The sequence below is a fragment of the Psychroflexus curvus genome (genome assembly GCF_020164585.1).
Taxonomy (GTDB): domain Bacteria; phylum Bacteroidota; class Bacteroidia; order Flavobacteriales; family Flavobacteriaceae; genus Psychroflexus; species Psychroflexus curvus.
In genome coordinates this window covers 87412-112648 of the sequence record NZ_JAIQZF010000008.1, presented here as the reverse complement: position 1 = coordinate 112648, position 25237 = coordinate 87412, and the positions used below count along the sequence as shown (strand labels likewise).

Genomic DNA, 25237 nt, shown 5'->3' with positions numbered 1-25237 from the left:
GATCCAACTTATGATTGGACAAAAAAAAGACGAGACCGTAGCCCCGTCGCAGGATAGTCAGATAACTTCCTAAAGAATAAAAATATGAAAAAAACTTAAGATTGCTTGTGTTTTTACACAGTATCTCTAAGGGAAGAAGCCTGTTGCGTCATTAATATACAGTTCTAATTAAGGAAAGGTCATGCTACTCCCTACACCGCTCTGCCGAATATACGATTAGTGGCACAGCCACGCCGAATATTCGAATATGAAGCAAATTAAGTTACCTTGGACAACTATCTAAATGGAGATTATTGAGAAAATTTAACAATCCTTTTCTTTTTTGCATCGCCCAAAAAAGAAACAATCCCCAAAGCCTTGGGGACTAGGCTTATTTTTATGTCTTTTAAAACTACAAAAGTGGTTCCTCCACGCAAAGCAAACCGTTTCACTAGTGCTTTGCTCCTTCGCCCGCACTTCACCTCTTTTTTGTTTTAATCATTCCATAAAAAATAGGCCGTTTTTGAGATTCTGATTTGAAAATATTCTTATTAAAATCTAAGCTACACCGCTCTGCCGAATATACGATTAGTGGCACAGCCACGCCGAATATTCGAATATTCGAGTAATGGGGACTTAGATACAGCGCCATGCTCATAATTGTCCGATAGAATTATGAAAATAATCAATTAGTATATTAACCAAAACGGTCAAGGCTATTTAGGGAAGGTCAATCCTCCTACAACCTACTCCCTAAATCCTACAGTCTACCCGCTACACCGCTCTGCCGACTATACGATTAGTGGCGCAGCCACGCCGAATATTCGAATATTCGTGTAATCGATTAATGGGGACTTAGATACAGCGCCATGCCTAATACGCGAATAGGCGAAGCATGAACATCGAATACTGACTACTTGCTACTACTCAAAAATCACGACCTGGCTTCGATACATCCGCCTGAGGCGGACACCCGCCAGAACGGGCAGGCTCAGCCACCGGTCTTTGTCAAAGGTGAATGGTGAACGGTTAATGGACAACCGACTTAATAGAATCAGGAACCACTACTAGACTAAACATCACTTAAATGGCGTTTCGATATAATTAATGTCTCATTACTTTTTTAGTTCACCCCAGTTGTTATTGTTTTAAGTGTTCATGAATCTCGTACCTCGATTTCCATTGCCGTAAAAAGTAATCAACCTGCCTGCTAAACCGCAGGTAGGCAGGAAAGGTCTAGGCTTATTTTTATGTCTTTTAAAACTACGAAAATGGCTCCTCCACGCAAAGCAAACCGTTTCACTAGTGCTTTGCTCCTTCGCCCGAACTTCACCTCTTTTTTGTTTTAATCATTCCATAAAAAATAGGCCGTTTTTGAGATTCTGCTTTAAAAATATTCTTATTAAAATCTATGCTACACCGCTCTGCCGACTATACGATTAGTGGCACAGCCACGCCGAATATTCGAATATTCGTGTAATCGATTAATGGGGACTTAGATACAGCGCCATGCCAAATACGCGAATATACAAAGCATGAACATCGAATACTGACTACTTACTACTGACTACTGACTACTTGATACTAGTTACTAATCAAAACGCTTTCACAGTCCAGCCGTGTGGATCTTTTACTTTATTGTACTGAATGTCCTGTAGGGATTTTTTGAAGAAGGTGCCGTAGGGTTCATCAATCGTTGGCAGGTCATAGTAAGTGCCATCGTATTCAAATCCGTCCACTCTCACAACTGTTGCCGCCGTTCCTGCGCCAAAGATTTCTTTGAGTTCCCCGTTTTTGGCAGCATTGACTATTTCTTTAACCGATACCTTTTCAACTACCACGTCTACATTATTATCTTTCGCTAACTGTATGATGCTTTTACGGGTGACCCCATCCAAAATCCTGTCGTTGGTTGGTGCGGTAAGCAGCTTATCGCCTACTCTAAAGAAAATGTTCATGGTTCCGGCTTCCTCCAGGTATTCGTGGGAACTGGCATCGGTCCAAATGATCTGGTCCAAGCCTTTGGCTTTGGCCAGTTTGGTTGGATAAAATTGAGCGCCATAGTTACCGGCAGCTTTCGCATAACCCACCCCGCCATCAGCAGCTCTGGAGTATTCCTGAGCAAAGATGACTTTGATAGGTTTGTTATAGTACGCCTGTGCCGGACAGGTGATGATCATAAATCGGTAGCGATTGGACTCTGATGCGGAAACGCCGTTTTCAGTAGCGATCACAAACGGACGGATGTAAAGCGAATTTCCTTCGCCTTTCTTGATCCAGTCTTTATCCATTTCCAGCAGGGTCTTTAGTGAGGTAAAGAAGTGATCTTTTGGAAATTCCGGAATCGCCAGACGTTTGGAGGATGTGTTGATACGCTCAAAATTCTGTTCGGGTCTAAACAACCAGACCTGATCCTCTTCATCTTTAAAGGCTTTCATCCCTTCAAACACGGCCTGACCGTAATGAAACACTTTGGCAGAAGGCTCAATTTCCATCGGTCCGTAAGGAACGATTTGAGGCGTTTGCCACGCTCCATCGATGTAATCACAATACATCATATGGTCTGCATTAATTTTTCCAAACTGAAGATTGCTGAAATCTACCTGGTCTATTCTGGAGTTTTCAGCTTTCTTAATATCAAGTTGTATATCAGTGTTATTCATTGCTTTGAAGTTTTTACAAATGTACTAAAATTTAGTAAGCCTTATTCAGGAAGATTCCTAACATTGGTGTTATTCTTATTTTAAATTTTTAAGTATTATCATCAAAAGCCGTGTTTTGTTGTGAATTTTATGGCTTGAGGAAGGAAGTGAAGGGTGAAGGGTGAACTGGAAGCAAAAGAAACAAGAGACACGAGACACGACTGGTTTATACTCTCTGTGAAGAGTAAAGTGTGAGCGATAAACTGAAGAATCACGAAACACGACTAATCACTATTCACTTAAACCAGGTTTAACAATGTCACTTCGAGCCTGCCTTCGTGCCTTTGGCAAACGCCTAGTTTTACCGTTTGACTCCACCACCAAAATGCTTGTTATTGAGAACAAAAGAATTAATACTCTTTTTCTTTTTTGCATCGCCCAAAAAAGAAACAAAAAAGTCTAGGCTTACAAAAAAAATTATAAAAAATCCTACGGAATCCCCAGCCACAGATGAAAAATAACTCAACCGCCTAACGGCGATTTCAAACAGATTTTCATCTCATAGCCAAACTGCTTCCTTGATTTTCAATATTTTTTTTGATATGCCGTTTTTCAAAAACCTAGCTTTAAAATACTACATGTTTTTACACCTATAACAAAAGCTTTTATTAAGGTCTTAACCAGATAACAGATAACTCACTCGTAGCTTCGACAAATCTGCCTTTGATGGATACCAAATTTTACCGTTTGACTTCACCACCAAAATTCTGGTGCTGGTCATTGAGTGTTCTGGCGATAGACAGGACGTATCGAAATGACGTTTCTCGACAATGTGGCTTCGATGCATCCGCCTCAGGCGGACACCCGCCTGCGGTTCCCGCCAGAACGGGCAGGCCCGCCTGCGTTAACTTGGAAGGCAGGCTCAGCCATCGGTCGCTTTCAAAAGTCAAGGGTTAAGAGTGAAGGGTGAACAGTCAACGGTAGAACCGGGAGTCACGAAACACGACTATTCTAGAACTCAATTATACACAATCTCGATAAAATTAAAATTTTCATTCTTTTTTGCATCGCCCAAAAAAGAACCAATCCCCAAAGCCTTGGGGACTAGGCTTATTTTTATGTCTTTTAAAACTACATAAGTGGCTCCTCCACGCAAAGCAAACCGTTTCACTAGTGCTTTGCTCCTCATCCTAGCTTCACCACTTACTTGTTTTCTTACATCCATAAAAAGTAGGCCGTTTTTGAGATTCTAATTTGAAATTATTACTCTTTATTTAATCAGCAGTCTTTGTCAAGAGCCAACAGTAAACAGTGAACGGTCAAGGCTATCTAGGGAAAATCAAATCTTCAATCTTCAATCATCAATCTCCAATCATCACTCCCCTCTAAGCACTGCGTTCCACTCCTTCTTCACCACCTGCCAGTCGAAGCGTTCTACTTTTTTTTGGGCGGTGGCGGAGAGTTGCCGGGCTAAGTCCGGGTGTTGTAAAAGTTTCAGGATGGCTTTGGTGAAGGCGGCGACGTTTCCGGGGTCTACCAGCAGAGCATCGACTTTATCGTCTAATAAATAAGGAATGCCTCCTACATTGGTACTTACTACCGGAAGGCCCAGGGCCATGGCTTCGATGACACTGACCGGCGTGTTGTCCACATGGGTGGTGTTGATGAAGATATCAAAATCGGTGGCATAGCTTATCCAGTCGGACTTGGACATGCCCCCCGTAAAGGTCACCGGCAGCTGATGTGCTTCCGCATAGGCTTTGCATTCGTCGATGGACTCATCCTTAAAAGGCCCCACCATACTCAGCTTAGCTTCCGGATGGGTCTGGAGAAGCTCCTGCAACACCTGGAGGGCTAGAAGTGGGTTGTAGATTTGGGCAAAGGACCTCACCCATAACAACCTGGGCTGAAGTGGCTGGCGTTCTTTAAACGTATAATGTTCTAAAGCAATGCTATTGGGAATGTACTTGAGGTTGGTGTAGCCCGCTTTTTGAAAATGATGCATCAGGTAAGCCGACGGGGCTACATTGACTTTAGCTCTACCAAAGAGTTGCTGACATTGCCGGGGATGGGTTTTAAGACGCTGAGGAAGATTACCCCCGTGTAAAATGGGAATGTAGCTTAGCTTAAGGACACACGCCAGCCTGCTGATGACATAAGCATACCAAAAGGCAGAGGTACTATAGGTATCTATAAGCAAAAGGTCGGTTTGAGACCGGTACCTAATGAGCCTATAAAGCATATCCAATAAGCGAAGTGCTGGATTTTTTTGGCTGGACCCGGAAACTAGTGTATAGCCTTCAGCTTCTAGCAGACCAGACAACACCTCAACCGTAGACACATTTCTCCCTTTACCTGAGAGTTGGTTGCCGAGATACAGCAGTTGCTTTGGTTTTGTGTTTTTTCTTTTTATTGGAGGCATAGTTTATAGTTAATAAGGCTAATCCATACATAAATCCCGGCAAAGCTACCCGCATCGCGGAGTGGTTGATGGTTAAAAACCAAAAAGCGACAAAGGGCAACATCAATAAATTTCTGTTTCTGGACAACAAAAGCCCCAGAGGAATCAAGAGTAAAATCAATATGGCTAAAATACCTAAAAACCCGTGCTCGGCAAGCATTCTGGCGATTTCATTGTGGCTGGCGGCCAATTGCCCATCTAATTCGTATCTAAAAAACTTACCCATGCCGACGCCCACCCCTAAAAAAGGTTCCTCTAAGAAGGCGGTAAGTTCTTCACTGATGATTTCTGCCCGTCCAGTCGTAATATCCTGTTCTTCACCTTTAGCATTTTCTCCCGCATAGCGGTTGAGGATCAGACCTCCGGTCACAGCCATAGCCACCCCCCAGATCAAAAACCCGCCAACACCCAAACCGACAAGCTTAACTGTGGCTTTGGCTTTTTTGACCAGTGGTGCCCATCTGATAAACAAGAGCGAAAACACAAACATCATCGCTAAGGCCGTGATAAAGCCTCCTCTGGAAAAGGTCAACAAGCAGCGGTAGGTCATTAGGCCTAAAAGCCCCATATTGATGAGGTTTAAAAGCTGGTTTCTATAGGGTATTAAAAACCTGACGTAAGTTAAAAACATGCCTAAGCCCAATACCGTCGCCACCTGATTACCGCTATAGCCTCCGGAAGCCAGGGCGTTGGATTCTGTCGTAAACACGATTTGTTCCATGGGTGGGGCATACAATATGATATACACCAGCATAGATAGGATAGGCAGTATCATCACATCTACCAGTTTCAACAGGCTTTGCATTTTGATTGGCCTGTGGTAGCAAAACAAAGCGGTTGCCACCAAAGAAAGAGGCCCGGTTAAGTTGAATAAAATAGTTTTTCTAAAGCTTTCATCTAAATAATCAAAATTAAGGTAAGTCACGACAACTCCAGGTAGCAATAAAATCAAAAAAATCAAGACAGGCCAGGCTTTGAGTTTAAAGCCTTCATAAAACATCCCCAGCAACATAAAAAAAATGACCACATACTTGGCCAGTTCCCAAAACGGTGATGCTCCTGTCATCCGTAAAAAAACCTCAGCTGAAGCAAAATAACCGGCGCCCGCCAGCACCCAAAAGGTCTTATCTCTTTTTTGTAAGATTTGTAAGATAAAATACACAAGCAGTGCGGCTAAGTACAATTGAGCAAGGCCACGAAACCGACTTACAACTATCCCTGTCAGGACATGCAGGGCCAGATACTGGTACATAGTATAGGTATAGGAAGTCGCTTTATTCAACATTTAACTTAGGCTTCAAGATCTTCCTCTTTCAGAAAATCCCATTGTTTTTTAGTGATTTTTAGTTGCTTGCCGATCACCGATTCAAATTTACCGGCCTCGATACCTAAATGTTTAGGCTTTTTGGCTTCCAGGTCTTCAAAACGAAGGATATGCCCTTTTTTTAAATCTTTGTTGACCGCCAAAGATTTTTCAAAGATCGTTTTTAAACTTTCGAATTGGGAATGATCAGATTTATCTACCGGATTTTCTAAAGCAATCTGTAACTCATTTCTTGCGTTGACAATCTGCTGAACTTCTTCCAGGCTCAAGGAAGAACTTACATCGGGACCAAACATCTCTTTATGAAAAACGACGTGAAACTCCAGGATATCTGCTCCTAAACTCATGGCTGAAATCGCAGAGGTAATGCTTCCGGAATGATCGGAATAGCCTGTTTGTACTTTGAAAAAATCTTTAAATTCCTTAATCATATGGAGTCCCCAGTCCTGAGGCTGAGTGGGATAATTGGTGGTGCACTGCAAAATAGAGTAGTCCACCTTTCTTGATTTTAGAAACTCAAGGCTTTTTTTTAACTCATTCCAGGAGCTCATCCCACTGGATAAAATCACCGGCTTTTGAGTCCGGGCAATTTTTTCCAGTAACAGAAAATTATTGACCTCTCCACTTCCTACCTTATACTGCTGTACACCTGCCTGTTCCAACACATCAACTGCGGCGTTGGAAAACGGACTGGAAATAAAGTCCAGACCCACCTCTTTACAGTGCGTTCCTATGTCATTCCATTGCTCTTGCGAAAAAGACATGCGCTTCCAGTAGTCGTACCGGGTTTTATCCTGCCTGGAAAATTTCACCCGAAAGGGTTCATGCAGGCTGCTTTCTGCCTCAGCGATATGGGTTTGAAATTTAATGGCATCAACACCCGTCTTAGCCACGGCATCTATATAGGCATGTAACATGCCCAAACTTCCCTCATGCGCCTGTCCGACTTCAGCGATAAGATATGTCATAGTTTTTAAGTTATATCTTGATGTGTAAAAATAGACATCTTTAGGAAACCCAACTCATTTTAAAACGGCTTTGTAAATTCCGATGATTTCGTTGATAATCACCTCAGAATCAAATTCTTTTTTAATTTTAGCTTGTAAAGCCCGGGCATGGCTTTGGGCTATATCTTTATTTTTGATATAAAAACTAATCGCCTCTGAAAGAGCTTTCGGATTGTTTGGTTTGACGACCTGACCAAACTCACCCACAACACTAGCACACTGCCCTACATCAGTGACCACAACGGGTTTTCTATGATTTGCATACTCGATTAACACCATTGGCAAGGCTTCTACATCGGAGGACAATACACAAATTGATGAATTTGCTATGATAGAATCCACATCAGAACGTTGACCAAGCATATAAACATCCTGCTCTAAGTTTAATTCTTTAATTTTATTTTTTAATTGCTGAGCATACTCGTCATTTTCATCTTTACCTACTAAAAGAAGTTTCATGCTCTTATCTTGTAGCAAAGCATAAGCTTCAATCAAATTAAAGTGATTTTTTTGCCATCTTAAATTAGCAACACATAGTATAAATGGAAAATCGAGTTCAGTTTGTTTGTGAAAATCTGAATCTTTACCAGTAGTAAAATTATGAATTAAAGAGACACTTGAGTTATCCAAGGTTTTCTTTGACCAGTTGACTAAATGCTCACTGACACAAAAAATATGACTAAAAAATAAAGAAATTACCTTCAATACCTTTGTGTTCATTGAAGTTTCTTCTTTAGGTCGGTTTCCATGATGGTCATGCCATATCAGTTTTAATTTCGGTAAAAACATTTTTAGCAAAAAAGCAAAAAAATAAGAGCTTCCATGTGCATGTAACACATTCACATCATGAGTTTTGATAAATCTTAATGTTGATGAAATAGCATTAAGGTCCAAACTCGATTTCTTAGTACAATACAAATACTCAACTTTTTCATTTATTTGAGTTTTAAGTATCCCTTCGTTTCTTGTCGTAACAATTCCCGAAAACTCCACCTTTTCCACCAAAGCATTGGCCAGGTTAACAGCCATGCGTTCGGCGCCACCAGCCTCAAGGGAATCGATCAGCTGAAGGACGCGGAGATTAGTTTTTAGTGGGTAGTGGTTAGTCATTAGGTCTTAGTTAATGTTTATTCAATTGAGTTTTGACTTAACATCAAAACTTTTCGGATTATAGTTGTATTCATTATTTCACAGACTAAGCTAAGACTTTCCTGAGTTCTTCCTCAAACTTATCCAGGGTATACTGCCTTGACCAGGCAACTGCCCTGCTCGCCATGTCTTCCAATTGCTTTGGTGTTTTTAATAAGTGTATCAATCGCTCCGCTGTTTCATCAAGATTGTTATCATCCATTAACATTCCCCGCTTACCATAGTCAAGCATCCAGGGCAGGCAGGATATAGGCGTTACCATAGGAATACAGCCCCAAAACATGGCTTCAGCTACAACCTTTGGCCAACCTTCAGATTGACTAGGCAGTATTAAGAAGTGGTAATCTTGCAATGCCTGTTTTATTTTTCCTTTGGGCTGGTTGCCGTGTAAAACAACAGATTCTTCTAATTCTCTTTTTTGAATTTGATTTTCAATAGCTTTTCTTTCAGGGCCTTCCCCGTAGATATGCAAAATAGCATTTTTTCCTTTTTTTTGTAGCTTCTCTACAAATTCTAAAGCCTTGAGAGGCTGCTTTCCCTTAACTAAACTACCCACAAAACAAAAATGAATGGATTGAGTATAGTCTATTGTGGTAACAGGTGCTTTTTCGTGTTCGAAATAGGAGGCTGTAAAAAAAGATTTAATGTTTCGGGACTGATCCGGCCACTTACCATACACCAGCACCTGCATGTTTCTGGTTAAATAGGTATTGCTCAACAACCACTTTTGAAGCTTATACGACCAGGGCTGTCTGGCTTTCGGATCCCAGTTGCCTGCATACTTGGAAGTTTTAGGCGTGTTTGGAAATAAGATCTGCACCAGACACCCCAGCAAGCCCATATTACCCGGGCAACGTAAATGGATATGGTCGGCCTGTTTCATAGCTTTAAAGATCGTCCATAAGATTTTCGGGAGTTTAATCAGGCTTAAGAGTTTTTCCTTATAACTTACCAGGGAAAAGCTTGGTACTTCAGACATCGAAATATTATGATGCGCATAAGCTAAGCTCATGTGTTTATCCAGGGCCGATGAAACCGGTGCCACAATCTCGACCTGATCCACATGCTTTAGCCATAGGTTCATTTCCTGAACGTAAGGCGCATAAGCATAGTATTGTCCATTGCTTTTATAATGAGCTGCATGAGATATAATCAAAAAATTCATCGTTTAATTTTGGGCTTAGCAAACCACAATTTTATCCAGGCCCATAATCTACCTAAGCTTTCAGTCAGGGCTTGTTGTTTTTGTGATGTGGTAAAGGTATTCAAAAACCTTAAAAAGGCTAAGAGCAAGGTGGTACAATGCCATTTAAACACATTTTTTAAACCCGGCTCCGGCCAGCGCAAACGCCAGACATACCAGCCATTACGAACGACCATTTGCCCATAGGTAAACTGATTAGGCCGACCGGAGGGGTGATGATGGTGTTCACAGCGGGCAGCTGTATTGACATAGAGTTGACCGTATTTTAAAAGTCTAAAGCAAAAATCGGCATCTTCATAGAGGCCATAGCCTTCAAAGTAAGTTGAAAATCTAATCTTATTAAACACCTCTTTCTTGTAGGAGGACACCCCTCCCATAAATTGCTCCACAGGATAAGTTTTACCTGAGGGTGGTAAAAACCCTATGCTGCGGCCATGAGAAAATTTAGGCAAATGTCCTGGTGGTCTGTTCGGTGCTAATCCCAGGTTTGCTCTTATTTTAAACCTTGAACTTTCGGCTCGGCAATAGCCATCAAAACAAAATGAATGTTGGTTTTGCTTTTCATTTCCCTCATTCTCTTTCCATTGGATGTCATTGATGATATAGCCCCCAACTGCAATAGCCTCCGGATACTCAAAATAAGTTGATAATAAATTTTTAAAATACTCTTTTTCTAAAACAATATCATCATCCAAAAAAGCCACAACATCAGTGGTTGAATTGCATAACTCTATACCGATGTTGCGTTGTTTGGTCAAACCACGTTGTTCTGGGTTTACCTTGTGATAACGAAGTTGAGCAAGATCGGTTTTTTTTAATGCAAAGGCTGTTTCCTCATCTGGAGAACCATCAATAATTAAGATATCATCGGGCAGATGACTTTGCTGCTCTACAGAATCTAAGAGCCTAAGCAAAGACTCAGGGCGTTTATAGGTACAGACGATAAGGGTGAGATGCATACTGATTATTTATACCTTGGTCCTAGTTCATTCAGTTTTTTAGCATAAAAAACCGATTTCTTATATTGAAGTAACTTAAAGGGTATATTTAATAATCTGAAAATTAATGTTGCCTTTTTGTTTTTAACTAGATAAAATAAAAAGTATTTGAATTTATATTCTTTTTTCTGATTTTCATTAAAATGCTTTTCAAATTGATACATAATAGTAGGGCTTGGCACAGGTCTTATCTTCTTTACAGGAGTGTCTAATTCCCAGGGTTGTTTTTTTCGCCTTTTACCTAAAATTTTAGCTTGCATTCCCCAAAATCGATATCCTCCTGATGGTGGCTTTAGATGTAGATTCCTTGAGAATGGATTATACAATACAGTAACGCCTATCTTGAACAATGACAAACCAAAATCCGCATCTTCCCCATAACCCCCATCATAATTGATGTCATTTCCAACTAGCTGATTTACCAAATCCCTTCGCACACAAGAATTGGCATTATTAAAATTATGCGATACTGAAACATGTAAACGATAATCTTCAAGGTTTTTCACCTTTCGCTCCAAATCATTTAAATCTTGTCGATGATGGTCTGCCATAATATCTAAACCATTACAGGCGTCTACTTTATAGGTTTGCAAAAACCTTAGGTGATTCTCAACAAAATCTTTTTGCAGCCGAATATCATCATCACCAAATATGATATAGTCTTTAGTGCATAATTCTACAGCTTCATTACGGGCTCGACAACTACCTTTAGTAATTTGCCATTTTAAAGTGATTTCAAAAGGAAAATCTTTAAAATTATAAAGAGTTAGGTCGCGTTCTTTTTCAGGAGTAGCATCAACAATCACCACTTGTGTTGGTAGATAAGTTTGATTTTTTAAATCATTAAGCAATTGTAAGGTATACTCTTGGCGCATCATGGTGGGAATGATATAACTTACCGTTGGTTTACCATTTAAAGGTTTTAAAGGCTGATTATTTATCAATTTTTCTGGTGCTTTTACTGCATTATTTTTTGCCCAAAAATAGTATTTCCATTCACTAAATTTCCAAAATCCTTTTCTGAGTAGCATGTATAAGGCATGGCTGTATTTTAAATTTTTTCGATAAAATAAGTACCGATCTTTCGTGCTGATTTCAATACATTGATTCTCTGAATTAAACAGAGCTTTTTGATAAAGCACTACTGCCCCTGAATATTTGAGAGCTTTAAAGCCAAAATCTAAACCCCTCATATGATCCGTTGTGTAATCATTATCAAAATGATGAATTTGTTTCCAAACATTTTCTCGTATAGCAAAACTCCGGGGGTTCACACGCCATGAAATACAAGAATCTAAACCATCATAATCGTTGAAGTGCCACCAAAACGTAGCTGCGAAATAAACCAAATCCTGAAAGGTATTTCTATAGCCCTGATCTAAAGAGCTATGCCAAATATCGCCTGGTCCTAAACTTACTTTTTCTAACAAATCCAAATCAGGTGTTCCTGTAAAAAAAATATTTTCACCTTTGGTGTTTTTATAGGTATTGAATGACATTTTATTTTTTATTTTCATCAATAATATATTTATAATAATCTATTGATTTTTTAGCGATAAGTTTGCTGTCAAACCTATCTAGTATGCGTTTTCTAGCATTTATTTCCAGATTAGTTTTCATTTGCTTATCATTCAAAATACGTATAATAGATTGAGCAAACTTTTTATGGTTTGAAGGATAAGCCAATACCCCGCTTATACCATCTTCGATGACTTCACTCCCCCATCCAATATTTGAAGCTACCACTGCTTTTTGCATGGCCATAGCCTCCAGCCATGACACGGGTAAGGCTTCGGCATAGGAAGGAAATACACAGACATCTGCTTCGTGGATATAGTCTTGAACCTCATGATAAGGCACCTTCCCTTTGTATGTTGTTTGTCTTAAAGCAGCTTCACTAAATAAGCCCTGCATTAACTTCCATGTTGAAGGTTCACCTGTCTGGATATCATGCGCATCGCTACCTATCAAAATCAATTCAGCCTCTGGTTCTTCATCTATGACGCGATTAAATATATGAGGTAAATCAAGCACTCCTTTTTTTCTGATCAATGTGCCCAGGTAAAGAATTTTTTTGGCTGATGTCTGTTTAATTTCTTTTGGCTTGAAGTATTCAGTATCTATACCATTGGGAATAATGCTAAAGTCAAAATCAAGCTTAAAGAAGGCATTGGTCTTATCAGCAGTAAACTGACTGACTGACAGGTGACCATCGGCTTTTGCCAGTGCTCTTCGCTCATGCCGATAATTTCTTATCTTTAATGGTCGGTTTTCCAGTTTACAAAAATAAGTATCGCTTCCGTGGAGTTTTATAACAATGGGGCATTTTTGGGGCTGAATAAAAGAGGAAATCCCCGTCCAGTCCGGTGCTTCCACAATATCAATTTGATTGTTAGCATGCAACTCATTAATATACTTTTCTATTTTTTTACGTGTTAACCACCAGGATAGGCCTTTAAATTTTTGATTTTTAATTTGATGAATGCTTATGTTCTCGTGTTCAAAAACCTTGTCTTCAGCCTGGGCATAGGCCATAATATGGACCTTGTGTCCTAGTTGCGATAAAGCATCAGCTAAGTTTTTTATACTCGTGCCTATGCCACCAGAGCTTCCAGTGTTTTGGTGAGGATATTCGGGGGTGAGAAAGGCAATTTTCACTAAGCATTCATTTAAAAACAATTTTTCTTGAAACAAGGAATCTTAAAGGAAATAAAATTAAAACCGTTAAGATTGTAGATGTTATATATTCCATATTTAAAATTAAAAATAGATTAAATAGTAAATTTGCAATTAAATAAAATGATAATATGTAGATGATATATTTAATGATTTTGGATTTTGAGAATTTTACTTTGAACAAATAGTTCAATTGAACTTTAAATAAAAATAAATAATTTACTCCGTATACTATAAGGAAAGATATTGAATTATTTAAATTCAAATATTCTACAAAAAAATAAAGTCCAAAAAGAACAAATGAATAGCTTAAAATGCTAATAAAAGCATACTTGATAATCAAAGATTTATTTTTATTACTAATCAATTATTATCCTTTTTTCTTGGCCAGAACTATCGTCCAAGGCAATGGGTTCTCAACTGCTATTACTTCTCCGAAATTTTCATTTACTAACCTTACAATAGATTTTTTTGACCAATGATTTAAATGTCCTGGTGTATTACCTAAAGAACTCAGGTATTTAAACCTAGACATGTTTAAAACCCTCCATATTGGCTCCCTAGGCACACCAATAATAAGATATTTTTTAGAAATCCTTTTTAATTCTTTTAAAGCTAATTTTGGATAGTCTAAGTGTTCCAAAACTTCTAAAAGAATAGTCAAGTCAACTTCTTCATCGTTAAACTTTAATTCATATATATTTTCCTGAAATATTTCAATATCAGGATTTCTGTTTTTAGCTCTAGATACTAAATCTGGTAAAAATTCTGAAGCTGTAAATGTTTTAAAATATTTTTTTAATTTTTCAGTTGAATACCCTTCACCAACACCTATTTCATGTGCATTTGACACCTCAATTTTATTAATTAAGTTAAGCACAGATTTAAAGTAATTATTTACAAGAAAACTCGAAACAAAATTTTTATCTTCATATTTACCTTTAAAATCCTCTTTTTCAGGCTGAGCCTTCAAATTTTCCGAATTAATTTTTATCAAAATATTTTTGTTTTGAGAGATAAAGAATTTTTTCTTGATTTCTTCTGATTCTATTTAGCATATCAGCTAAAAAAGCAAAAATTGTTAATAAAATTGATATACCAAGCAAGGCTAAAGATATTATTCCAATACTTTTATAAGGTGAAATACTACCTACAGTAAACCAATTATATAAAACAAAAAAACCTCCTGCTAAGCTTGTTAAAAGGACAAGGCTAGCTATGGAAAGAAAAAAATTCAGCGGTTTGTAATCTTTATAGCATTTAAAAATTATCATTAAAGATCTAAAAGCATAACTAAATAGGTTATTGGCAATTCTTGAAACCCTGTCTTCAAAATAAATAACATTAACTGGTATTTGATTCACTCTAAAACCTTTATCCAATAAATCTAAAATAACTTCATGTGTATAAGTAAATTGACCTTGTAAATTAAGATTTAATAAAGCCTTCTTAGAATATGCTCTAAAGCCGCATGATGCATCTTCAATTTTTTCTTTCCCTATAAAACTAATTATTTTATTCATTTGTTTATTACCCCAATATTTGGCAAAAGGCATCTTTTCCGGTTTTGATTTACTAAACCGATTACCAATACAAAAGTCTGCTTGATCATCTAAGATTGTATTCAAAAATTCATCAATTTGATTCACGTCGAATTGTCCATCTGCATCTATACTAACTAATACATCCACCTTATTGTTAAGAGCATATTCTATTGCAGTTTCAAAAGCCTTGCCTACACCTTTGTTGTATCTATGACTTACAACTGTAGCGTTAGCCTTTTTAGCTTCTATCACTGTATTATCTGTGCTTCCGTCATCAACAACTAAATATTCGACATTTACATTGGTTCTTTTAATGTTAATGGAATTCAACACTTTAAATATTGTTTCACCTTCATTAAATGCTGGCATATAAACTATTATGTTACTAGTCATTAAGTAAATATTTATTTATTATTAAATAATTTAACCTAAACTCATTAATTATATATATGAAACACAATAAATATGAACAATAAACAAAATATTTATCTTTAAACTTAAGCTTATTGTAAGCCAAGTAAAATCCTAAGTAGTATGCGGGAAGCATTGTAACCCAATACCTGCTAAAACCAGTCCCAGCTAATATTAAGCCTAACATTATTAAAATTGTGCTGTAAAACATTGATCTCATTGCTTTTTTTTTATTAAAAATAAAACCAAATAAGAATGCAACTATTAAAATTATACTTAGAGCAAAATTTCTGAACCCTGTAATTGGAACAAAAAGTGATGCAAATGCTGGCAAACCGTTTATCCTACTTACTTCATGGTGTTTAATAACCCCAAGACCAGCTTTGATACTGTATACTAGAAAGTTATCTTTTTTAAACCTATCAAAATAACTAATTTCAGATTCATTTATACTTTCGATATTATACACATATTTGAACCATAACATCAATGGGATTATTACGATCAAGAAAGTTTTTAAAAAGTTAAAAGAATAGAATTCAATTTTATTGTGTTTCACATAATTGTAAACATAAAATGAAATTGGAATCCACATTAATAAATACAGATATCGAGTCAAACTCAATATCACAAACATGACTAATATTTTTATTAAAGTAATTCTCGAATATGAATTTGATGAACAATAATATATAATACCCCAAAAAGCAAAAAATATCACTGATGCAGGATACAAATTACTATAATATGTAATTCCAATCGGGTTAACTATGGTCAAACATAAAAGAATTACCTTAATTTTTTCATCAATTTCTATTTTTTTCAAAATCAATATTAAATATCTAAATCCTGCTATTGTAATAAGTATTTGAAACAATTTAACTAGAAAAATACTTAGTTGAGGATAACCCGGTATTTTGAATAAGCTTATAATAAAAGGTATAATAGGACTAACAGTGCTGGGGTTATTAATCTGGTAGTATTTTCCGTTTAAAATGTTTTCAGATATATTAAAATAAGTTAGTTCATCTGCCTGTAATGGTATGATGAAAGTCCTTATAGTTGACAGTAAGGTTAATATAACAATAACCCAAAATATATTTTCTTTTTTTAAATTCATAACTTATAAAATAAATTCACCCAATCACTTTGAAAATATTATCACGGATATTTTAAAATAATTTTTCATGATTTTAAGTGTGAATTATAGATCTGTTTAACTAATATTTCATCTAAAGCAGCTACTATCCATTTTGAGGCCTCTTCAGCTGGCTGTTCATTAATTATACTAAACCATTTTTGGGCATTCTCCACATAAGGCTTTGGATTAGTCAATCCTTCTAATATTATTTTTTCCATTTCCTCTTTTGAATTCAGCCAAGGTGAGAAGACTTTTAATTTTTTCTATTCTTGATTCTTTGAATAACTACGACATCATCCTTAAAAACTTAAGGTGTCAGTAAACTAAAATCCTCACTTCCTGCTTTAATTGCAACCAAGCATTAGATAGCTTATACATACTCGTTCCAATACCATCCGGATGGTTACAATTGGGATGTAAATATTCGGGGGGTAAGAAAAGCTTTTTTTATAAAGTGTTTATATTGTTTGTACTAATTTGAAATGCTCAGAAACCATGTTATCAATACTGAATTTTTCATTTATTAACTTTCTAGTATTCAAATCAAACTCATAGTTTCCTTCCCATAAATTAATTAAAATTTCCCTCAATTCATTTACTTCTTTTGCTTTATAAATATAACCGTTTTTCCCGGAAACCACCACCTCTTCATTCCCTCCCACATTAGTCGTAATCACAGGAACATTGGCAGCCAGGCTTTCCAACAGGGTCAAGCTAAAACATTCCATATGGGTAGGATGCAGCAAATAGTCGTATTGACGAAACACGGTGTTCAAGTGGGAGTGACTGCCTTTAAAACGAAAATTCTGTGTAACATCAAGTGATTCAGCCTGTTCCAGTAGTATAGATTTATAAGGTCCGTCCCCATATACGTCTATAACCAGAGAATCCCGAACCGATTCCGGCAGCATGGCCACGGCGGCTATGAGGTCCTGAATGCCTTTAGACTTCCGTAAATGAGAAGCCACCAAAAAAGTGGGCTGAATATGATTCCGTTTTTCTCTTACCTCAATGGCATCCACCAATACCCCGTTATAAATAACCCGGGTTTTGGACGCGATATGCGACCCAAAATCCCGTAGCAACTCTCGCCGTGTATATTCGGACACCCCTACAAAGACATCAATATAACGCGAATACAAAAGTCCTTTTAACCGCTTACCAACTTTCTTCTTAAAAGTATATCCCTTAAGTGGCCGCGGATTATGGTCAACGGCAATCACCCGGGCATTACTGTGTTTCTTAAGTTTTTTATAAAAAGGGGTACAGAGTTCCGTAAAGTGGGTAATGATGTGGGAATAGGATGGGGGTTGATTTTGCAGGTGATTTAAAAAAAGCTGCTCTACCGCTACCGTTTCATCGGCATATAAGCTAAAACTACTATAATCCCCATGCATGCCCGGATTGGGAAAAAACCAGTCTACGACGATTCCCTGTTCTTTGCATCGGGCATTGAACTGCCAGAAAAAATGGTCCATACCGCCAACCCGACTGGCTTCGAGCCGGTAGTTACAGATTACCGCTATATTTTTTTTACTCATGTGCCAGTGCTTTTGCAATGCGTTTACCGGTACCTTTAAGAGGCTTGCCCAGTTGTAAATCCAACATCTGCTTTCGTTGCTTTTGTTGCACTAAGGGTTCTTCCAAAGCCATTGCAATGGCTTCTTTTAATTCTTCTTCATTTTTTACAATAGTAACTGAGCCACTTTCAGCTACCCGTTTGTAATGGGCATAGTTTAAAAACCGTCCATCATTATACAACCCATTATTTTCATTACCAAAAACAGGGTTAATCACGGGTTTGTTAAAATGCATAAAATCCAGGCTCATAGTCGAACACATATTGATCCCCGCATCACAGTAATCTAATATTGCCCGCAGGTCTTTCATGTCATTTACCGTGGGTACCCGTTGTGACCAGGGTTCAGAATGGTTTTTGCGAGAGAGTATCCATTCTGGAGTGTTCCACTTTATAAAGGGATAAACTTGTTTTACCTTTTCAAACCTTTGGCCATCTTCTGCCGGGGATGTTCTGACGAGGAAATTCAATTGTTGATCAAAACTGTTCTGCTGTATTAATTTTGCAATGGTCGTAATATACAGTTCGTCGTTTTTACTCGTGGATATATCCCCGCAGCTGTAACATAGTGTTTTTTGCTCCCGATTCAAATCAAACTTTTTATAAAAAGCCGCTTTGGACGTTTTGTACTTTTCCATCACATAAGGCTCAAACTGAGGTGTTCCCATTACCTGTATTAGTTGTGGTTTTATTTTGGGATAAAATTGCAGCAATTCTTTTTCCATCAGCTTACTCCACACCAGGTATCTATCAAATTCCCCGGCCATGCGACCTTTGGAAGCCAGGTTGTCCCAGCTAAAAATAAAGGTCGCCGTAGCTATGCCCTGTTTATTTGCTACATATATTAACGGGGCAATATAAGGTGGGCGCTGATGGGTAAAGAAAAGGACGTCCGGATTATATTTTTTTAATAGTGTATGATATTTTTGAGTGGTGCTATGTGTTTTAAAACTCCATTCTTGTAAACGGTAATATTTATCAATCCAATATTCAGAATGAAAAAAGTAAGTAAGCAAATAAATAAATCTGGTCAACAGTCCTCTCCTGTTCATGTTTTTGGGATAATTGGCCTTTAAATTATCACTTATCCCAAAGTTGTTTATAGAGTTTTCTCTTAAATGGGCTATTTCCTTGGTTTTTCTAAAAAACCAGGTAGAGAAAGGTTCCTTGAAATCATCCAATTCTTCAATACTAACATCCACAGAAACAAAACCGGAATAAACCCTTTTTGGTAAGCCGGAAAATATAACCACTTTTTCATATTGCTGATTTGCCTCCTTAAAAAAGTTGCTAAGTATAAAGTTACGAAAGCCGACCCCGTCTACTATGACCAGACCTAATACATTCTTTTTGCTCTTAAAATCCATAGTTGGACTTGTTTTTTTCATTTGCTAAGAAACTGAAATTCATCCATTGCCACAAGTGAAAGGAGGACTCCTGTTTTCCGTTTTGATAGCTGTCCCATTCCCTTTGGATTTCTTTGAAATCAAACCAATGGCTATAGGATGACGCCTTCAAATGATTAATAGCTTGTTCCATAGTTGTTTTTAACTCGCCCCCCATCCATTCCCTTTGTGGGGTTTGTAAAGCGCGTTTGGGGGCGTTTATCACTTTGTTTGTTACCAGGTCGCCTAAAATTTCGCGGAGTACAAACTTCGTCTGCCCGTTTTGGAGTTTATACTGTTCCGGTTGTGCAAAGGCAAATTCAACCAAACGGTAATCCAGGAAAGGTTCGCGCAACTCTGTTGAAAAAGCCATGGAGATTCGGTCGTTAAATCGCAAGGCCCGTGGTATCTTGGTATAAAACAAATCGCGATACTGTTTGTTTTGCAGGGCATTATCAAAGGGTTCTGGGTATTTCGGTTTTGTGGCCAAAGCTAAAAAAGAAGGTTGTAAACACTGGGGTTTAAACGGACTCGTTCCAGCACTTTGTCCCTGAATGGTTTGCTGTGAACTCGTATGGTAATAATCATATCCTGCCCAGGCTTCGTCCATGCCTTGCCCATCCAGCAGTACTTTTACACCATCCTTTTGTGCCTGCTCAAAAATTTTTGCGTAAGCTAAAGTAGGAATACCCCCAAAAGGCTCCTCCTGAAACCGACTTATAATTTTAGCAAATTCGGGTACCTCCTCTGCCGTAAACACTAGTTTTGTCAAAGGGGTTTTGGTATGTTGAATCATCGCCTCTACCCAGGGCAATTCATCGTAGCGGGAATCACCGGTATAAAAGGTATAGGCTTTTATCTGTGGGGCATCATCTCTTAAATTGACGAGACTCAATAACAAAGAACTGTCAATACCGCCACTGATATTGATACCAACAGGTACATCTGCTCGAAAACGCAGGGAAATACTATCCCTTAATAATTCCGAGTAATGCTGCTTTACCTGTGCTAAAGATAGATTTGAAGGGATTTGTGATACCCGTTCCTCAAAATTATACCAGCAATATAATTTTATATCCAAAGCATTACATTCCAACGAATGTCCTCCCGGAAGCTGATGAATGCCTGAATAAAATGTCTCATCTGGCATACCATAACTGCCAAATGCAAAATAGTTTGCAAATACACTGGGATTTAATTCTGTGTCTGCTACTTCTTTAAGGGCCTTGATTTCACTGGAAAAATAGAACCCGTCTTTAGTCTGGGTATAATAGAAAGGTTTAACGCCAAAACGGTCACGGGCTGCAAACAGACTTTTTGTATGGGTATCCCATATCGCAAAAGCAAACATACCGTTGAACCGGTTAAGACAATCCGGCCCAAAATGAATATAAGCTGCCAGCACCACTTCAGTGTCGCTTTGAGTCCTGAAATTGTAATGTCCCTTTAACGAATCCCTGATTTCCTTGTAGTTATAAACTTCCCCATTATACACTATTACATACCTTCCACTGGCATCCGTAAGCGGTTGGTTGGCTTCGGCAGAAAGGTCGATGATGGAAAGCCGGTTATGGCCCAAAGCTGCAAAACCGGGGTCCTCATAAATCCCCGAAGCATCAGGACCGCGGTGGTGCTGGGAAGAAACCATTTGTGATAAAAAGTTCTTTGCTGAAGCAGTTCCAACATAACCCGAAATTCCACACATATCTATTTTTTATTTTCACTGAGCATTTTTTCTGCTTTTATCCAGTCTTCGGGGGTATCCAGATTCACAAAGCGCTCCCCTTTGGAAAGAATATAACCAATACGCTTCCCGTACAAAGAATGCTGTTTTAATAGGACATCTGTTTTAGTCAAATAAATACTCCCATCCCGAAAATATCCTTTTGGCAACTCCTGCCGGCGTTTAATGATTTCATTTTCACCCGTAGCAATCTGTAAACAGGCTTTGTCATCGGCTTCAAACACCCAATGCGGATTGAATTCGGCCGGAACTTCCCTGACGCTTATGAGAGAGTCAAAACTATTTTCCGCAAATTTTTGAATAGCTTTATCAATACTACCGCTTTCGCGAAAAGGTGTTGTGGGTTGCAGTAAACAGACTGCATCAAAAACTTTCCCTTTTTGTGTAAAAAAATTCAGCGCGTGTTGAACAACCTCAAGCGAACCAGATTGATCCGTTGCCAGATGTGCCGGTCGAACAAAGGGAACTTCAAGTCCGGCGGACTTTCCCAGGTCAGTTATTTCCGCATCATCAGAAGAAAGGATCACCCTGTCCAGCAATCGGCTTGCCTTGGCCGCCTCAATAGTATAATGTAAAAGGGGTTTTCCGCCCAAGGCTTTGATATTCTTTCCCGGAATGCCTTTGCTTCCGCCCCTTGCCGGTATAATCCCTAAAACCCGCATTAATAGGTTATGGTTTTGCTAAAGGTTAATTCTGTGTCAGCCAGCAAATCGGCTATGTTTTGGCCTGCATTTCCATCACCATAGAGGGTCTCAGTTGGGAATCGACCGCCTGACCATGCCCTTTGAACCGCTCTGACTATTTCGTCTTTATCATCGGCGACATCAGTTACATTGTTTCCCCGTAACCTCCTGTGCTGACGGCTTCCGATATTGACAACCGGAACACCCAGGTACGAACATTCCCGAATACCCACGCTGGAATTTCCCACCAACACCTTAGCCTGGGATAACAAGCTTAAAAAATCAACAGGTTCCATATTCTTAAAGAAATGCATATTCCCAGGTTTTTCAAGTTCTCGAAACGCGCGAATCCCGTTGGAAGTTCCGTCGGAGCCGGCATCCACATTCGGCCAAAACCAAAAGGTGGGATAACCCAGTTCTTTGATAGCATATAAGGTTTCCTTAATATGAGCCTTAGCCTTTTGATATTCTGTGGTGACCGGATGCTGCATCACCACTACATATCCGGCTTCCCAGTTCAATTTGGCTCCTACCCCTCCGTATTTTTCAATAGGGTTAAAATTCAATCTATTCTCACGCTTCACTAAGGCCGCTAAATCTATAGACGGACAACCGGTATTAATCACCTTTTCGGGAACCTCTCCCAGCAGTATCACCCGTTCCCGGGCATCTTCACTTGAAACAAAATGAAGATCGGCAAGTTTGGTATTGGCATGCCTCACTTTTTCGTCTATGCTTCCGGTAACTTCTCCGCCCTGAATATGTACCAAGGGTATATTCTGATATGCCGCAGCTATTGAAGTCGCAATGGTTTCAAAGCGATCAGCAATGGTAACAACGGCATCCGGTTTTAGGTTGTAGAATACATTGGTCAATTCCATAACCCCCAGACCGGTTGTTTTAGCCATAGTCGTAGGATTTTCTCCTTCCAGCACCATAAATACTTTTGCGGCAATACTAAACCCGTCCTTTTCGATAAAATCAACGGCATTCCCGTACCGATCTAACAGCGCCGAACCCGCAATTACCAATTGTAGTTCCAGGGCAGGGTGTGCCTGAATAGCCGTAAGAGCCGTTTTAATACGGCTGTAGGAAGGCCTTGCGGTAATGACGACACAGATTTTTCGTTTGGACATAAAGCGAGATTAAGTATTGGATAAAAATAGAAAAAAAGAAGGAGCTAATCCGGCTTTGACGGGGTGCAATTTCTTACTATGAAAAAAAACACAGCAAAAGACTAATCAAGGTCTTCTTAGTTTAAGAAATCCCATTTATTCTACTATGTTTCAATTTACTACCCTAAATGTAGGCTACCATACAACCAACATGAAAACTATCATAAAATAGAAAAAACGCAAAATCTCTAGGTATTCGTTTATGCCTGAACTTTTAATTTACATTTAAAAACCCGAACGCAGTAAATATAGAAAATGCACATAGAGTTAGGAAGCCTTAGCTAATACTTTCTGGATTAATGTGTTGTTTTTTTTGCAAAATAGACTTGTGTTTCCCCTTTGGAAAGTACAGTATCACCTCCAACTATCTTTTCTAAAATGTATTTGGTGCAGTCTTTTAAGTAATTAAAGGAAAACTTAAACGAAGGTAACCTATGCGAATCAATCACTCCTTTTTCCAATAACTCAAAACCATGTTTTTTTAGATAGAATTCTATAATATGAGGTAGTGGGACGTTGACGTGATGCTCTTCAATATGTTTTGGCTGAAATGCGTAGAGCTGATTCTTATAAATCATGGTAAACTTACTCTTGGCATAAAATGGATTTGGACAGGACATAGCGAGGTATCCGCCATCGGCTATATGACTGGCAATATTTTTTATTCCCAGTTCGGGATTAGCCAAATGTTCGTAAACTTCTAAAAGGACAATGAACCCAGGTTTTTTAGCGGTTTCAGGTGCCGGATTGTTCAAATCCCATAACGTGGCTTCAGGTAACTTTTGAACATAATCGAAAGGCTGCCAAACTAATCCTAAGCTTTCTACTTTATTTTTAAAACACCCCCATCCTGATCCAATGTCGCTCACAATTTCATTAGGCAAACTGGATTTTACTATTTTCAGCTTCTCTTCCGCCCAATCACCACGTTTTAGATTTTTAATTAATTTAAATTTCATAGGCTATATCAATTAGTTTTATTTTGCTCCCAGTATAGCTTGCCAGGCGGTAATGTACCATTTACATTAAATTGCAAAGAAGTTAAACGCGAATCATATTTTACGGCTTGAATCCAGTCAACAATAATAATCATGCGAAATGATAAAAGATCTAATTTTTTATCTATTTTTTCATAGATTACCACCGTTTCTCATTTTTTAATAACTTTAAGTGTTTGATGTTTTAATAAGTAATCCCACCTAATAAATCCAACTGGTAAAATTGTAAAAAACCTAGTGAAAAAGATAATTGAGTACTTTAGAAAAAAATTCCCGGTAAGAATTTCTTTATAAAAATTAACAATAGAATTCACATTAGCATTGTCTCCACTTTCCACTGACTTTTTGAGCAAATTGATTAATAGTCTGTGTCTACTCTGTAATAACTCAATGTCTTTATCCATTATAGACCTTAAAAAATCTTGCTTTACTACATATATTTCAGATGTCTTAAACTTTTTATTATAAACTCTGTTTTTTACCGTAGATGAATTAGGGTTACTTCGGTAGAAGTATGTAGGGCTTTCAATTATACTATATTGAGAATTTGATGCTTTATAAAATATCTTTGAAAACAATTCATACTCCTGTGCTTTATATAAATTTTCATTAAATCGATAATTATTATCATTCAGAAATTCAGAAGAAAACATTACGGAATTGGTGATTAGTTTAAATCGCCAAAACGCATACTCTTGATAAAGGTTTTCAGTTTGATAAAAATTTTTAAGTTTTAAGCTTTCTTTACTTAAATTTTCATCAGCAAAATAGCCAGATGAAATCACAAAGTTTAAATTATCATTTTTAATAAACTCATTGACTTTAGACTCAATAAAATTAGGCAACATTACATCGTCCGCATCAAACCAGTTCACATATGCCCCTGAAGATTTCTCATAACCAAAATTTCTACATGAATTAGCTCCTTTTTTAAGTTTTTTTGGTCGACTGAAGAATTTGAATCGTTCATCTTTTAACTTGAAAGTTTCAATTATATCTTTTGATGTATCAACACTTCCATCGTCTACAATTATACATTCCCAATTTGAATAAGTTTGATTACCAATACTTTCTAAAGTCTCATTTATGAATTTTGCACTGTTAAAATTTGGAATGATGATACTTACTTTTGACATA

The 25237-nt window shown here is 37.9% G+C and carries 21 protein-coding genes; all 21 read right to left on the bottom strand.

Annotated features, from left to right (window positions below):
* Positions 1-1574: 1574 nt before the first annotated feature.
* Complete coding sequence (locus LB450_RS12510) at positions 1575-2642, bottom strand: branched-chain amino acid aminotransferase (protein ID WP_224489383.1); 1068 nt, start codon at positions 2640-2642, stop codon at positions 1575-1577.
* Between the two features lie 997 nt (positions 2643-3639).
* Positions 3640-3846, bottom strand: coding sequence for a hypothetical protein (locus tag LB450_RS12505; protein WP_224489381.1), 207 nt, complete (start codon positions 3844-3846; stop codon positions 3640-3642).
* Between the two features lie 150 nt (positions 3847-3996).
* Positions 3997-5043 carry a glycosyltransferase family 4 protein gene (locus LB450_RS12500; protein WP_224489380.1) on the bottom strand — a complete coding sequence of 349 codons (1047 nt, stop codon included), beginning with the start codon at positions 5041-5043 and terminating at the stop codon, positions 3997-3999.
* Positions 4973-6367, bottom strand: a complete 1395-nt coding sequence (locus LB450_RS12495) for an O-antigen ligase family protein (RefSeq protein WP_224489378.1) — start codon at positions 6365-6367, stop codon at positions 4973-4975. Before LB450_RS12495 ends, LB450_RS12500 begins: the two co-directional genes overlap by 71 nt.
* Positions 6368-6372: 5 nt before the next feature.
* Entirely contained in the window at positions 6373-7374 is a 1002-nt protein-coding gene (locus tag LB450_RS12490; protein ID WP_224489376.1) for an N-acetylneuraminate synthase family protein, read from the bottom strand.
* Positions 7375-7428: 54 nt separating this feature from the next.
* Positions 7429-8523 carry a glycosyltransferase family 4 protein gene (locus tag LB450_RS12485; protein WP_224489374.1) on the bottom strand — a complete coding sequence of 365 codons (1095 nt, stop codon included), beginning with the start codon at positions 8521-8523 and terminating at the stop codon, positions 7429-7431.
* 85 nt (positions 8524-8608) lie between these two features.
* A complete protein-coding gene (locus LB450_RS12480; protein WP_224489372.1) occupies positions 8609-9727 on the bottom strand; it encodes a glycosyltransferase family 4 protein in 1119 nt (372 codons plus the stop codon).
* Positions 9724-10725: a glycosyltransferase family 2 protein gene (locus LB450_RS12475; RefSeq protein ID WP_224489370.1), complete on the bottom strand. Its 1002-nt coding sequence runs from the start codon at positions 10723-10725 to the stop codon at positions 9724-9726. Before LB450_RS12475 ends, LB450_RS12480 begins: the two co-directional genes overlap by 4 nt.
* Before the next feature lie 5 nt (positions 10726-10730).
* Positions 10731-12281 carry a glycosyltransferase family 2 protein gene (locus tag LB450_RS12470; RefSeq protein ID WP_224489363.1) on the bottom strand — a complete coding sequence of 517 codons (1551 nt, stop codon included), beginning with the start codon at positions 12279-12281 and terminating at the stop codon, positions 10731-10733.
* Positions 12265-13422, bottom strand: coding sequence for a glycosyltransferase family 4 protein (locus tag LB450_RS12465; RefSeq protein ID WP_224489355.1), 1158 nt, complete (start codon positions 13420-13422; stop codon positions 12265-12267). Before LB450_RS12465 ends, LB450_RS12470 begins: the two co-directional genes overlap by 17 nt.
* A 388-nt stretch (positions 13423-13810) precedes the next feature.
* Complete coding sequence (locus LB450_RS12460) at positions 13811-14437, bottom strand: class I SAM-dependent methyltransferase (RefSeq protein ID WP_224489353.1); 627 nt, start codon at positions 14435-14437, stop codon at positions 13811-13813.
* Positions 14424-15377 (bottom strand): glycosyltransferase family 2 protein, encoded by a 954-nt coding sequence (locus tag LB450_RS12455; protein WP_224489351.1) that lies wholly within the window; start codon positions 15375-15377, stop codon positions 14424-14426. The genes LB450_RS12460 and LB450_RS12455 overlap by 14 nt, the downstream gene beginning before the upstream one ends.
* The gene (locus tag LB450_RS12450; protein ID WP_224489349.1) at positions 15370-16515 is read right to left on the bottom strand and encodes a hypothetical protein; all 1146 of its coding nucleotides are present in this window, start codon (positions 16513-16515) and stop codon (positions 15370-15372) included. Before LB450_RS12450 ends, LB450_RS12455 begins: the two co-directional genes overlap by 8 nt.
* A gap of 65 nt (positions 16516-16580) precedes the next feature.
* Complete coding sequence (locus tag LB450_RS12445; RefSeq protein ID WP_224489347.1) at positions 16581-16754, bottom strand: hypothetical protein; 174 nt, start codon at positions 16752-16754, stop codon at positions 16581-16583.
* Between the two features lie 240 nt (positions 16755-16994).
* Positions 16995-18077 carry a glycosyltransferase family 4 protein gene (locus LB450_RS12440; protein WP_224489345.1) on the bottom strand — a complete coding sequence of 361 codons (1083 nt, stop codon included), beginning with the start codon at positions 18075-18077 and terminating at the stop codon, positions 16995-16997.
* Positions 18070-19482, bottom strand: a complete 1413-nt coding sequence (locus LB450_RS12435; protein WP_224489343.1) for a glycosyltransferase family protein — start codon at positions 19480-19482, stop codon at positions 18070-18072. The genes LB450_RS12440 and LB450_RS12435 overlap by 8 nt, the downstream gene beginning before the upstream one ends.
* Entirely contained in the window at positions 19472-21205 is a 1734-nt protein-coding gene (asnB, locus tag LB450_RS12430) for an asparagine synthase (glutamine-hydrolyzing) (protein WP_224489334.1), read from the bottom strand. The genes LB450_RS12435 and asnB overlap by 11 nt, the downstream gene beginning before the upstream one ends.
* 2 nt (positions 21206-21207) lie before the next feature.
* Positions 21208-21906 (bottom strand): acylneuraminate cytidylyltransferase family protein, encoded by a 699-nt coding sequence (locus LB450_RS12425; protein ID WP_224489332.1) that lies wholly within the window; start codon positions 21904-21906, stop codon positions 21208-21210.
* Complete coding sequence (neuC, locus tag LB450_RS12420) at positions 21906-23063, bottom strand: UDP-N-acetylglucosamine 2-epimerase (RefSeq protein ID WP_224489330.1); 1158 nt, start codon at positions 23061-23063, stop codon at positions 21906-21908. Before neuC ends, LB450_RS12425 begins: the two co-directional genes overlap by 1 nt.
* A gap of 335 nt (positions 23064-23398) precedes the next feature.
* Positions 23399-24061 (bottom strand): methyltransferase domain-containing protein, encoded by a 663-nt coding sequence (locus LB450_RS12415; protein ID WP_224489323.1) that lies wholly within the window; start codon positions 24059-24061, stop codon positions 23399-23401.
* Positions 24062-24252: 191 nt separating this feature from the next.
* Positions 24253-25236 (bottom strand): glycosyltransferase family 2 protein, encoded by a 984-nt coding sequence (locus tag LB450_RS12410; protein WP_224489321.1) that lies wholly within the window; start codon positions 25234-25236, stop codon positions 24253-24255.
* Position 25237 lies beyond the last annotated feature (1 nt).